This window comes from Mannheimia bovis, assembly GCF_014541205.1.
Lineage (GTDB): Bacteria > Pseudomonadota > Gammaproteobacteria > Enterobacterales > Pasteurellaceae > Mannheimia > Mannheimia bovis.
Genome location: NZ_CP061280.1, coordinates 1,369,446 through 1,383,447, shown reverse-complemented (window position 1 = coordinate 1,383,447; position 14,002 = coordinate 1,369,446). Strand labels below are relative to the sequence as shown.

At 39.2% G+C, this 14,002-nt stretch carries 11 protein-coding genes; all 11 read right to left on the bottom strand.

The genetic code is table 11. The annotated features are described in order from the left end of the window. Window positions 1-9: 9 nt before the first annotated feature. Entirely contained in the window at window positions 10-1,911 is a 1,902-nt protein-coding gene (gene aceF, locus ICJ55_RS06825) for a pyruvate dehydrogenase complex dihydrolipoyllysine-residue acetyltransferase (RefSeq protein ID WP_188156129.1), read from the bottom strand. Between the two features lie 108 nt (window positions 1,912-2,019). Next, window positions 2,020-4,677, bottom strand: a complete 2,658-nt coding sequence (gene aceE / locus ICJ55_RS06820; RefSeq protein WP_188156128.1) for a pyruvate dehydrogenase (acetyl-transferring), homodimeric type — start codon at window positions 4,675-4,677, stop codon at window positions 2,020-2,022. A 336-nt stretch (window positions 4,678-5,013) separates the two neighbouring features. Beyond that, window positions 5,014-6,018 carry a quinone-dependent dihydroorotate dehydrogenase gene (gene pyrD, locus ICJ55_RS06815; RefSeq protein ID WP_188156127.1) on the bottom strand — a complete coding sequence of 335 codons (1,005 nt, stop codon included), beginning with the start codon at window positions 6,016-6,018 and terminating at the stop codon, window positions 5,014-5,016. A 75-nt stretch (window positions 6,019-6,093) separates the two neighbouring features. Next, window positions 6,094-7,044 (bottom strand): ribose-phosphate pyrophosphokinase, encoded by a 951-nt coding sequence (locus ICJ55_RS06810; RefSeq protein ID WP_025236145.1) that lies wholly within the window; start codon window positions 7,042-7,044, stop codon window positions 6,094-6,096. A 15-nt stretch (window positions 7,045-7,059) separates the two neighbouring features. After that, window positions 7,060-7,923: a 4-(cytidine 5'-diphospho)-2-C-methyl-D-erythritol kinase gene (gene ispE, locus ICJ55_RS06805; protein WP_188156126.1), complete on the bottom strand. Its 864-nt coding sequence runs from the start codon at window positions 7,921-7,923 to the stop codon at window positions 7,060-7,062. Continuing rightward, window positions 7,911-8,543 (bottom strand): lipoprotein insertase outer membrane protein LolB, encoded by a 633-nt coding sequence (lolB, locus tag ICJ55_RS06800; RefSeq protein ID WP_188156125.1) that lies wholly within the window; start codon window positions 8,541-8,543, stop codon window positions 7,911-7,913. The genes ispE and lolB overlap by 13 nt, the downstream gene beginning before the upstream one ends. A 97-nt stretch (window positions 8,544-8,640) precedes the next feature. Beyond that, window positions 8,641-10,404 (bottom strand): lipid A ABC transporter ATP-binding protein/permease MsbA, encoded by a 1,764-nt coding sequence (msbA, locus tag ICJ55_RS06795; RefSeq protein WP_188156124.1) that lies wholly within the window; start codon window positions 10,402-10,404, stop codon window positions 8,641-8,643. Between the two features lie 93 nt (window positions 10,405-10,497). Continuing rightward, on the bottom strand, window positions 10,498-11,184 hold the full coding sequence (locus ICJ55_RS06790; protein WP_025236149.1) for an LrgB family protein: 687 nt from the start codon (window positions 11,182-11,184) through the stop codon (window positions 10,498-10,500). Then, entirely contained in the window at window positions 11,185-11,550 is a 366-nt protein-coding gene (locus tag ICJ55_RS06785) for a CidA/LrgA family protein (RefSeq protein ID WP_025247608.1), read from the bottom strand. A gap of 77 nt (window positions 11,551-11,627) precedes the next feature. Next, window positions 11,628-13,550 (bottom strand): DNA repair helicase YoaA, encoded by a 1,923-nt coding sequence (gene yoaA / locus ICJ55_RS06780; RefSeq protein WP_188156123.1) that lies wholly within the window; start codon window positions 13,548-13,550, stop codon window positions 11,628-11,630. A 180-nt stretch (window positions 13,551-13,730) separates the two neighbouring features. After that, window positions 13,731-13,952 (bottom strand): hypothetical protein, encoded by a 222-nt coding sequence (locus ICJ55_RS06775; RefSeq protein WP_188156122.1) that lies wholly within the window; start codon window positions 13,950-13,952, stop codon window positions 13,731-13,733. Window positions 13,953-14,002: the final 50 nt, after the last annotated feature.

The window sequence follows — 14,002 nt, the reverse complement described above, 5'->3', positions numbered from 1 at the left end:
TTGTTAAAATTACATTACTAAACGACGAATATCTGCTAATACGCCATTGATATAGCTTAAGAATCTTGCACCATCAGCACCATCAATTACACGGTGGTCAAATGATAATGACAATGGAAGCATTAAGCGTGGCTCAAATTCTTTGCCGTTCCAAATCGGTTGCATTTCAGATTTAGACACGCCTAAAATTGCTACTTCAGGTGCATTTACAATTGGGGTAAAGTGAGTTGTACCAATGCCACCTAAACTTGAAATAGTAAAACAACCGCCTTGCATATCTGATGCAGTTAATTTACCTTCACGTGCTTTTTTCGATACTTCCATCAATTCACGAGAAAGCTCAATGATGCCTTTTTTGTTTACATTTTTAAATACTGGAACAACTAAGCCGTTTGGCGTATCTACCGCAACACCGATATTAATGTATTTTTTCAATGTTAAACGTTGTGCATCTTCAGAAATTGAGCTGTTGAAACGCGGGAATGCTTCTAACGCACTTGCTACCGCTTTCATAATGAATACCACAGGGGTGATCTTCACATCCAACTTACGTTTTTCAGCTTCTTTGTTTTGCTCTTTACGGAAGTTTTCTAACTCTGTGATGTCTGTACGGTCGAAGTGCGTAACGTGTGGAATCATTACCCAGTTACGGTGTAAGTTCGCACCAGAAATCTTATTGATACGGCTTAATTCAACTTCTTCAACTTCACCAAACTTGCTGAAATCGACTTTCGGCCAAGGTAATAAACCTAAACCGGCACCATTTGCTGCACCTGTTGTCGCAGCTGCTGTTCCACCTTGTTTTTCAAATACTTGAACTGCCGTTTTAACGTATGCTTGAATATCTTCTTTAACGATACGACCTTTACGACCTGTACCTTTTACTTTATCTAAGTTTACACCAAACTCACGAGCTAAACGGCGAATTACAGGTGTTGCGTGTGCATAACCTGCTGCAGAAACTACTTGCTCTTGGTTTAAACCTGATTGGTTTTGACCTGCGGGAGCTACATCAGCTTTTGCTGGAGCAGATGCTTGTGGAGCAGGAGCTTGTGCAGTTTGTGCTACCGGAGCCGGTGCAGCACCAGCCACTTCAAATTTCATAATTAATGAACCGGTTGATACTTTATCACCTGATTTCACTAAAATTTCTTTTACAACACCTGCAAATGGAGCCGGTACTTCCATTGACGCTTTATCGCCTTCAACGGTAATTAAAGATTGCTCATCTGATACCGAATCGCCTACTTTAACCATAATCTCAGTTACGTTTACTTCATCGCCACCGATATCCGGTACATTCACATCTTTAATTGCAGATGCTGATGCTTGAGCTGGTGCTACGGTTTCAGACACAGGAACTGCTTGTGCTGGTACAGATGATGCTGTTTCAAACTTCATAATTAATTTACCGGTTGAAACTTTATCACCTACATTGATTAAAATTTCTTTTACCACGCCGGCAACCGGAGCAGGAACTTCCATTGACGCTTTATCGCCTTCAACGTTAATGATTGATTGATCAACTTCAACGCTATCGCCTACTTTAACCATAATTTCGGTTACGTTTACTTCGTCTGAGCCAATGTCCGGTACATTAACTTCAACAACTGCTGAGGTTGCTACCGGTGCAACAGGAGCCGCTTCTGCTTTTGGAGCTTCAACCGCTGGTGCAGCATCAGCTGATTCCAATACTAACATTGGGGAACCGGTTGAAACTTTATCACCTACTTTTACTAATACTTCTTTTACCACACCTGCTTCCGGTGCCGGTACTTCCATAGATGCTTTATCGCCTTCTACGTTAATGATTGATTGGTCTACCGAGATAGTATCGCCAACTTTTACCATCACTTCAGTAACACTTACTTCATCTGAACCGATATCTGGTACATTAATTTGTTTTGACATTTTAAAATCCTTCTTTTGTAAACAGATAAACTGATTTTATCCTTACAAATTTAGGGTGGGCTTCCCCACCCCATTTTGCAAAATTTTCGTTAAATTTTACCGCTTGTATTACGCATATAATGGATTAATGCGATCTACATTTAAGCCAAATTTAGCAATAGCATCCGCAACAACTTTAGTTTCTACTGTGCCTTCTTTCGCTAATTGAGCAAGTGCTGCAACTATAACATAACGCTCATCAACCTCGAAGTGTTCACGTAAGTTTGCACGGCTGTCTGAACGACCGAAACCATCTGTACCTAACACGTGATAGTGTTTACTTGGTACATACGCACGAATTTGTTCAGCGTATAGTTTAATATAGTCAGTAGCTGCGACGGTTGGTACATCTGCTAATACTTGTGCTACATAAGGAACACGTTGTTCTTCTGTTGGATGTAATAAGTTCCAACGAGCAGCATCTGCACCATCACGACCTAATTCATTGAATGATGGAGCTGAGAATACATCTGCAGTTACACCATAGTCATTTGCAAGAATTTGAGCCGCTAAGCGAACGTGACGCATAATTGCACCAGAGCTCAATAATTGAACACGACCTTTACCTTTACCTTCAACTGTTTCAAATTTATATAAACCTTTACGGATACCTTCTTCTGCACCTGAAGGCATTGCAGGTTGTTCTGTGATTTCGTTTAATGTCGTGATGTAGTAGAAGATATCTTCTTGGTTTTCACCATACATACGGCGGATACCATCTTGAACGATTACTGCCACTTCAAATGCGAATGCCGGGTCGTAAGTTACGCAGTTCGGGATTACGCCTGCTTGGATATGGCTATGACCATCTTCGTGCTGTAAACCTTCACCGTTTAAGGTTGTACGACCAGATGTACCACCGATCATAAAGCCACGAGCTAATTGGTCGCCTGCTAACCACATCATATCACCTACACGTTGGAAGCCGAACATTGAGTAGTAGATGAAGAATGGGATCATCGGTAAGTTACTTACAGAGTATGATGTTGCAGCAGCAACCCAAGATGCAGTTGCACCTAACTCATTGATACCTTCTTGTAATACTTGACCATCTTTTGCTTCACGGTAGTAAGCTACTAAATCACGGTCTGACGGCACATAGTTTTGACCGAATGGGTTATAAATACCAATTTGACGGAATAAACCTTCCATACCGAAAGTACGAGCTTCGTCCGCAATAATTGGCACGATTTGCTGACCGATATTTTTATCTTTTAATAAAGTATTTAGTACACGAGAGAATGCCATTGTGGTTGAAATACCACGTGGTTGCTCATCTAATAATGCTTGGAATTCTGATAATTCTGGCACTTTAAACTCAACTGTGAATTTCGGTTTACGCACCGGAACATAACCGTTTAAGTCTTTACGTTTAGCGTGTAAGTAATTGTATTCTTCTGACCCTTCAGCAAATTTGATGTAGTCTAAGTTTTCAACTTGCTCGTCAGTTAATGGCAATTCAAAGTAATCACGGAAGCCTTTTAAGCTCTCTAATGACATTTTTTTAGATTGGTGAGCCGTATTTTTACTTTCCGCTTCAGGAATACGGTAACCTTTTACTTGTTGAGCTAAGATTACAACCGGTTTGTCTGATTTTTGTGCTTTTGCATACGCTGCATAAAGTTTCTCAGAATCGTGTGCACCACGACGTAATGCCCAGATTTCATCATCTGTCATATCTGCAACTAATGCGGCTGTTTCCGGGTAACGACCGAAGAAATGCTCACGCACATAAGCACCGCTTTTCGATTTAAATGTTAAATAATCACCATCTAACACTTCCATCATTAATTGACTAAGTTTACCTGAAGTATCTTTGGCGAATAATTTATCCCACTCGCTACCCCATAATACTTTAATCACTTCCCAACCAGCACCGGTAAATACACCCTCTAATTCTTGAACAATTTTACCATTACCGTTTACCGGACCATCTAAACGTTGAAGGTTACAGCTGATAGTAAAAATTAAGTTATTTAATTTTTCACGACCTGCGAAAGATAATGCACCTTTAGACTCGATTTCGTCCATCTCGCCATCACCTAAGAAAGCATAAACTTTTTGATCTGCTGTATCTTTTAAACCACGATGTTCTAAATATTTTAAGAAACGAGCTTGGTAGATGGCATTAACAGGACCTAAACCCATTGATACGGTTGAAAATTGCCAGAATTCAGGCATTAATTTAGGGTGTGGGTAAGAAGACAGACCATCGGCAAAGGCTTCTTGACGGAAGTTATCCATTTGTTCTTCAGTAATACGACCTTCTAAGAACGCACGACCATACATACCCGGGGCAGCGTGTCCTTGGAAGAAGATTAAATCGCCGCCATTTTTCTCAGTTGGTGCTTTGAAAAAGTGGTTGAAGCAAACTTCATACATTGTTGCCGCGGATTGGAAGGTTGAGATATGCCCACCTAAGTCAAGATCTTTTTTCTGGCTACGAAGTACTGCTGCAATAGCGTTCCAACGTACCGCAGAACGAATACGACGCTCGATTTTATGATCACCCGGATAAGCTGGTTGCTCAGAAACAGGAATCGTGTTCACATAATCTGTCGTTGTACCCGTTGGTAATGATACTCCACCAGCACGAGCTTGGCTGATAACCTGTTCAACGATAAATTGAGCACGCTCTAAACCTTCTTCACGAATTAACGAATCGAGTGATGCTAACCAATCTTGAGTTTCGATTGGATCTACGTCATTTCTCAAGTTCTCTGACATAGTATTCTTCCTTATTAAATTAATGATTGAAGTATAAATAACAAAATTTTAACAAATTTTGCTTGTTTGATGATTTTTAGACCAATTTTTATCGAAAAAATTCATCTCAAATCGCTATTTTGAATTTATTCTTAGTTAAAATTTAAGACTAAAAACCACAAGTAAATTTATTATCTATTTGATTTTAAACATTTTTTACAGAAAATTATAAAATTTGTTTAAATTTTGTAGATAAATTTGTAGTGCAAGATAGCAAAAATCGCTGGTTTTGTCTAATTTTCAAGGGTGAGGCTTTCTTCTCTATTTGTGAAAATAAAATAACCTAACATTCTATTTTTACTTTAAGCGAACCTTAGCAACATCTTGAATAAGCGATGGACCTTGATAAATCATCGCGGAATAAACCTGAAGTAAACTTGCACCGGCATCAATTTTCTCCTGCCCGCTTTCTAGCGAGTGAATTCCCCCACTTCCAATAATCGGCACTCGCCCATTTAGTTCTGTAGATAATCTTGCAATCAGTCGAGTGCTTAATTGATGTAGAGGTTTACCACTTAATCCACCTTGCTGTTCAGCGTGCGTTAGACCAGCCACACTTTCACGAGAAAGCGTGGTATTACCTGCAATTACGCCATCAATTTGGTGTCGAACCAGACTATCTGCAACAGAGGCAATTTCTTCATCGGTTAAATCAGGGGCAATTTTTAATACAAGCGGTCGATATTTACTCATTTTTTGCGAAAGTAGTGCTTGTTCTTGCTTAAGGTTAGCCAGTAAATCATCTAAGGCTTCGCCATATTGTAAACTACGCAAATTTTTAGTGTTTGGCGATGAGATATTAACCGTTACATAATCCGCATATTCATACACTTTGCGTAAGCAAATCAAATAATCATCTAAGCTACGCTCAATCGGCGTGATCGCATTTTTACCGATATTAATTCCTAGAATGCCGTCATATTTTGCTTTTTTCACATTTTCAATTAAAGCATCTACCCCTTTGTTATTAAAGCCGTTACGGTTAATAATGCCTTCAGCTTCCAAAACTCGAAACTGTCTTGGCTTAGGATTTCCATCTTGTGCAACGGGCGTAACTGTCCCCACTTCAATAAAGCCAAATCCTAATTTACCGAAACCATCAATAGCCTCACCGTTTTTATCTGCTCCTGCCGCTAAACCAATCGGGTTTTTAAAATGCAACCCCATTACTGTCGTTGGATTAGAAGGTATAGCAAACGGCGAAAAAGGCAGCTTTCCGAATAATGCTAATGCTTGAATTGAAAGTTGATGTGCATTTTCAGCATCAAGCGAAAATAAACATTGACGAATAAGAGAATACATAAAGGCATTTTCCCTAATGATAAACAGTTATAAAAAAGCCCAATCATAGGATTGGGCATTCGGGTAATAAAATCATTAAGCATCAAACATTGCAGAGATAGACTCTTCATTGCTGATACGGCGGATTGCTTCGGCAAGCATTCCCGATAAAGTTAAAACTCGTACTTTGTTAAGTGCTTTGATTTCATTGCTTAGTGGAATAGTATCTGTTACCACAATTTCATCTAATGCCGGGTTTGCTAAGTTTTGAGCAGCAGAACCTGAGAACACCGCATGCGTTGCATAAGCAAATACACGACGAGCACCACGCTCTTTTAATGCTTCAGCTGCTTTAGCTAATGTGCCACCAGTATCGATCATATCATCAACTAAGATACAATCACGCTCAGCCACATCACCAATAATGTGCATTACTTGAGATACATTCGCTTTCGGGCGACGTTTATCAATAATTGCCATATCCGTATCATTAAGCAATTTAGCTACCGCTCTTGCACGCACTACTCCACCGATATCCGGAGAAACCACAATCGGGTTCACTAAATCGGTTTTCTTCAAAATATCTTCGATTAACACCGGTGAACCAAATACGTTATCCACCGGCACATCGAAGAATCCTTGAATTTGCTCTGCGTGTAAATCACAAGTTAATACTCTATCAACTCCTACGCTTGATAAGAAGTCTGCTACCACTTTTGCTGTAATAGGTACACGAGCTGAACGCACACGTCTATCTTGGCGAGCATAGCCAAAGTATGGGATAACGGCTGTAATACGACCGGCAGAAGCACGACGTAAAGCGTCCACCATCACAATCAATTCCATAAGATTATCATTGGTTGGTGCACAAGTTGATTGCACAATGAAAATATCGCCTCCACGCACATTTTCATTGATTTGCACTTGAATTTCACCATCGCTAAAACGACCAACAGTTGCATTACCTAACGAGGTATAAAGATGTTTTGCAATACGATTAGCGAGTTCCGGCGTTGCGTTGCCCGCAAACAGTTTAATATCTGTCATTGAGTGATCCTTTGGTTATTGGTGGTTAGTTTGGAGTAATTTTTGATGTAATGGCGAAATATTTTGTCCTCTCGCCACAAAGCCAAATGTCTCTTCCGGCTTATGTGCAAAAACCTGCTCGGCTTCTGCTTTTGTATCAAATTCGGCGAAAATACAAGCACCAGTGCCTGTCAGCCTAAACGGTGCATATTGTAACAATTCTTGCATAAGATCTTCAACCGCAGAATACCTTTCTCGCACAACTTTTTCGCAATCGTTTGCCCATTTTGAAGATAATAATTCTGATAAAGTACGTTTTGGCGTATTTCTAGGTAAGTTTGGATCGTTAAAAACCACTGCCGTTGAAATGGAAACTTCAGGCTTTAATACCACATACCATTTTTCTTCCGGCTCACAAGGCGTTAAAACTTCTCCAACCCCTTCGGCAAAAGCGGCAATACCTCTGACGAAGATCGGCACATCAGCCCCTAAACTTAGCCCTAATTTCGCCAACTGCTCAAGTGAAAGCTCTGTTTGCCATAAATGATTTAAGCCAACCAACACTGTAGCAGCATTTGATGAACCGCCCCCCACACCGCCGCCCATCGGCAAATTTTTAGTAATGCCAATTTTCGCCCCTTTGTTGCAAGCGGTCGTTTTTTGCAAAAGTTTTGCAGCTCGGTAAATTAAGTTATCTCCAACCGCCACACCTTCAACTTGATTTATTAGCTCAATTTCAGGGTTATCGGTAATTTCAATCTCAATTTCATCGCCAAAGTCTAAAAATTGAAATAGCGTTTGCAACTCGTGATAGCCATCTGCTCGTTTATTGGTAATATACAAAAACAGGTTCAATTTAGCCGGACTGGGTAAAATCACTTTTTCCATTAATAAGTCCATCTTTCAATGCGGATTTTTAACGTCTGCGTACCGTTTTCAAGCACAATTAATTTTGGCAAATTCGGTACACGATCTTCGTGATATTCTACATAACTTGCTTTCCAAATCGTGCCATTCAGCGGATAACTAAATTGTGAAAGCTGACGTTTTTCATTCACAATATAATTCCCTTCTTTTTCAGGCTGACCTTTTACCCAATAGGCAAATTGGTCGATTGGGAACGACACACCGATAATCTCTTGCATTAGGGCATCAATATCACGATCTGAACGGCTATTACCTTCGCTATCTGAAACGGTTAAGCCTCGTTTATTACGCTCTAATTTGAGGGATTTCGTCGAAAGGTTAGAAGAAAGTTCTAAGCCAAATTGAGTTGGCGTGTTGTATTGCCAATTGAAATGGGAAGAAAAACGCTCTTCCGGTGAAATATAACCAAATTGCCCTGCTGCCTTATAGCTCTGAATTTTGGCTAATTGAACTAAATGTTGCTGCCATTGGGGATCGTTGTGCGGAATTTCTACCGTTGGTTTTTGTACTTCGGTAGGTGCATTTAATACTGAGTTACAGCCTGTTAAAATCAGCAAGGTAGTAAGGGATAAAAGTGTTGTCAGTTTTTTCATAGTATTCTCTATATGCTATAGGGCGGAAATATTTCGCCCCTATAAATCATAATGTTTGGAATGATTTTGCAAACTTTCAGTCAAAATCAACCACTTGTTATGCCCCAAATTGTAAACTATGGAGCTGCTTATAAGCTCCACCTTGAGCAAGAAGTTCTGAGTGATTGCCTCGTTCAATAATATTTCCGTGATCGACCACCAAAATTTCATCGGCTTTTTCAATCGTGGATAATCGGTGAGCAATGACAAGCACAGTACGATCTTTTTGCAATAATTCCAATGCGGATTGAATGGCTCTTTCTGATTCAGTATCTAATGCAGAAGTTGCTTCATCAAGCACCAACACAGGGGAATTTCTTAGCAAGGCACGGGCAATTGCTAAACGTTGGCGTTGCCCGCCTGATAGACTTGCTCCATTTTCACCAATCACGGTATCTAAACCATTATCAAGTTTTTCAATAAATTCCATTGCGTGAGCTGCTTTTGCCGCTTTAATAATTTCTTCTCGGCTATATTTATCTGTTGCCGCATAAGCAATGTTATTGGCAATCGTATCGTTAAATAAGTGAACTTGCTGTGAAACTACAGAGCATTGTTCACGCAGGTTTTTCAAGGTGTAATCTTGAATATTAATGCCGTCTAACAAAATTTCACCGTCATCAATATCATAAAAACGAGTGAGCAAATTGGCGATGGTTGATTTACCCGAACCAGAACGCCCCACCAATGCCACAGTTTTGCCTTTAGGGATCTCAAACGAAATGTTGTTTAATGCTTTTTCATCTTTACCTACATAAGTAAAACTGACATCTTTAAATTCAACATTACCTTCTGCTTTTTCTACTCGAACAGAACCGTTATCTTTCTCGGTTTTTAAATCTAAAAACTCAAATAATGTTTGGCAAGCAGCCATACCACGTTGGAATTGCGAGTTTACATTAGTTAATGATTTTAATGGGCGTAGCATTGCCATCATAGACGAAAACACAACCGTAAATGAACCTGCGGTAAGATTTTCGCTCATCACTTCAGGGAAAGTTGCTACATAAAGTACGGCAGATAATGCAAAAGAAGCTATAAGCTGCACCACACCATCAGAAATACCATCAGCAGAAACAACTTTCATTCCCTTACGACGTATATCATTACTTACACGCTCAAAACGATCTTTTTCGACTTTATGTCCACCAAAGGAAAGTACCTCTTTATGCCCTTTTAACATTTGTTCGGTGGTGATTGTCAGCTCGCCCATTGAGTTTTGAATGTTACGGCTTAATTTACGGAAATATTTTGAAACAAAACCTATTAGCACACCAATAATCGGAGCCATAATAAATAGCACAATTGAGAGTTGCCAACTGGTATAGATCATCACTACAAATAGAGAGATCAAATACGCCCCTTCACGCACAATGGTAACTAACGAATGAGAAGCTGAACTTGCCACCATTTCGGTATCGTACGTTACACGTGAAAGCAAACGCCCGGTCGGGTTATTATCAAAATAACTCACGGGCATATACATTAAATGTTGGAAAATTTGACGGCGTAAGTTCATTACCACTTTACCCGAAACCCACGCTAAACAGTAACTGGCAATATAATTGGTAATTCCCCGAACTAAAATAAATACCACAACAAGGATTGCCATTAATTTAAGAAAACCGTGATTTGCCTGCCCAAAACCTTCATCTAAAAGTGGTTTAAGCAAATAAATTAACCCCGAGTCTACTAAGGCATTTAGCACTAAAGCAATAGCACCCGCAATCAAGCCTGCTCTAAAAGGGCTAATTGTCGGCCATAAACGTTTAAAGGTTTTAAACGTGGAAAGATCTTTTTCTAAATTAACTTGTTCTTGCATAATTCTTTCTTTTTATTGAAAAATCGGGCTATTGTACCTTGATTTCAGAGACTAACCAAATTAAACGCTATTCTGCCTAATATATAATCTATCTTAGTAGAAAAACATTACCGCCATTTTAAATACTAGAGGGGCTAAAATAGAAGATAGTACCCCACAAGCAACTAATGCAATAGAACTATAACTCCCTGCTTTCATACTATGTTCTAAGCACCGACCTGTGCCTAATGCGTGTGAGGCTGCCCCCATACTTAATCCTATTGCCATAATATTTCGTACTTTGATAAAACGTAACAACATAAAACCTAAAATAGAACCCACTAAGCCTGCGATCATCACCCCAACCGCCGCAATACCCACATTACCATCAATTTCATTAGTGATGATGATCGCCATTGGCATTGAGACTGATTTAGGTAACACCGCAGCCAAAATATCTTGACTCGCACCAAACAGAAGGGCAAATCCAACACCGGTCAGCATCGTAACAAGCGTACTAAACAGTAGAACAACCATAATTTGCCGCCATTTTTTACGGATCTGAGGTAACTGTTCATAAAACGGGCAAGCAAGTGCAACTACTGAAACACCTAGTAAATTATTCAAAGGTGCATTGCCTTTGTAATAGTCGTGATAAGGAATATTAAAAATGACAATAACGCCAATAATTAATGTCAGGGCAATTAAGAATGGATTGAGCAGATTGATAGCAAGTTTTTGACTGATTTTTATCCCAACGATAAAAATCACCAATGTCAAAATAGAATAGAGATAAATCATTTAGTTTCTACCTCGATGAAATAGCCATTGAGCAAATAATCCGATAATCACAATAGAAACTAAGGTACTTAATGCAGTAGATAAGACAAAAGTGTTAAAATTTTCACTAAACAAATCCAAATGTTCAATTAATTCAGCACAAATCGGCAAGAAAAATAAAGTCATATAGCGAGTTAGCGGTCTAGCACTTGGCATAACCCATTCTACCTTAACAATCCCTATTACCAAACAACCAAATAAAATTAGCATACCTAAAATACTGTCCGGAATGCCAATAGGGAAAAGAAAGGCAATGAGCTTCCCTAAATAGAGCATTACAAATAGCAATGCTAATGATGCTAAAATCTTAAACACTTTTGATAACATATAACCTCCGAACAAGCGGTACTTTTTTATCCATAATTTGCAAAACTTTGTAAGAATTCGACCGCTTGCATATTATATTATACTTTTAGAAATTGAATAACCGACTCCAAATCTCTTGTTCTTTTTGAGGGCGGTAAACTTTTCAAAAACGTTTGCCCATAATTACGCATTACCAGACGAGAATCGCAGATGATTACCACCCCTCTGTCTGTTACATCTCGAATTAAACGCCCAACACCTTGTTTAAGTGTAATCACTGCTTCCGGAATTTGAATATCATTGAAAGGATCGCCCCCTTGTAATTTGCAGTCTTCCATTCGGGCTTTGAGTAAAGGTTCATCAGGCGAAGTAAACGGCAATTTATCAATAATCACAAGGGAAAGGTCATCACCTCGCACGTCAATCCCCTCCCAGAAACTTTGGGTTGCTACCAGCACTGAATTTTCTTCTTTCACAAATTGTTCCAATAAACGACTTTTTCCTGTTTCGCCTTGTAACAGCACATTGAGCGAGCTATGTTCCCGTAAGAAATCCGCCAAACCTCGCATCATATAATATGAAGTACAAAGTAAAAAGCAACGCCCTTTGTTCGCTTCAATCACAGGTTTTAATAACTGCCCTAATGCAGTTAATGTATGAGCTTTATTAGTATCAGGTAAATAACGAGGCACGCAAAGTAATGACTGGTTTTGATAATCAAAAGGGCTTTGTAACACTAACTGTTCAGCATTTTCAATGCCTAATCGTTGGCAGAAATGCTCAAATGTGCCGCCTACTTCGAGGGTTGCTGAAGTAAACACCCAACCAATTTGCTGATTTTTCAATTGCTCGCCAAACTTATCCGCTACCGTCAATGGCGTGATGTGTAAACCAAAAGATCGCCCATTTGCTTCATACCAATAGCAATAGCCTGTTACTGTTGTGTCCATCAATTTTTTAAGACGAATTTTTACCTCCGCCAATCGCTCAAAAATTTTGTCTAATGTTTCCGAACGACCGAGTGATTTTTTCACCACCTCACTTAAAAAATCAATGTTTTCAGCTACTTTTACCAAGCCATCAACCACTTTTTTATCCCGAAACAGATCACGCAAATTCCCTCTAATTTGCCCTTCTCCGCCCATTAATAAACGGAAATCTTGCACAACTTTCATAAGATGATCGGAAGCTTTCCCCAACTGTGCCACATCCTTTAATTCCGTACGGTAAACAATGTTGGTATCTTTGCAAATATCAAATAATTGACGAGAAGAGAGAGATTGCCCGAAGTATTGACTGGCGATATCGGGAAGTTGATGAGCTTCATCGAAGATCACTAATTCAGCTTCAGGGATCAGCTCCCCAAAGCCGGTTTCTTTTACCGCCATATCGGCACAAAACAGGTGATGATTAACTACAACCACATCAGCCTCCATCGCTTTACGGCGAGCTTGCACGACATAGCAATCTTTAAAATACGGACAATCCGAACCTAAACAGCTTTCCGTTGTACTTACTAACTGCGGTAAAATTGGGCTATCTTCAGCAATGGTAATACATTCGCTTAAATCCCCTGTTTTGGTGGAATTTTGCCATTTGCTGACTTTTTTCAAATCCGCCAACACAGATTTATCGCCCAATACACCCATTGCAGTAACTTGCTCTAATCGTTCTAAGCAGAGATAGTTCACCCTACCTTTAAGTAGGGCAATTTTACCTTTATATTTAAGAGCTTTTTGAATGGTGGGAAGATCTCGATTAAATAGCTGATCTTGTAGATTTTTTGAGCCTGTAGATACAATGGTTTTCTTACCTGAAAGCAGTGCAGGCACTAAATAAGCAAAGGTTTTACCCGTTCCTGTTCCGGCTTCTACTACCACAGGTGTTGCAAATTTTACCGCTTTTCCAACCGCTTGTGCCATTTCAAGCTGGGCTTTGCGAGGGCGAAAGCCGTTGATATTTTGGCTAAGTAAGCCATCATCACTAAAGGCGTGGAGAATTTTATCGTCGTATTTTGTCATTGAAAATAAGTAAGCGGTTGAATTTGCAAATTTTTTTGTAAATTCAACCGCTTGTAAAAGTAAAAAATTAGTGCTTTTTAGATAATTGTTCTTTAGAAATTTTATTAATTACATAGAGCCAACTAAATGCAAATAGATTTAAGATTAGTAAGCCTATGGTTAAGTTCCAGCCTAATTCCATCACAAAATCTCCTTTAGTTGCCGTAATTTTCTACCGAGCGTTAAGAAAATATAAATGCTTAATACTAATAATGTAGAATTAATTAGCTTAGCTAACGTCGGCTCGTTCCCAAAGAGTATAACAGGAATTGCTAAAATCGCAACTTTGGCTACATCAACCGAAATCTTCGCCCAATCATCTAAGGTTTCTCTTTCTACAGGTCTTTTAAAGATACTTAACATAGCAATTCTCCTTTTGAGAATATTATTGAAGATTTCAACATATTTAACAA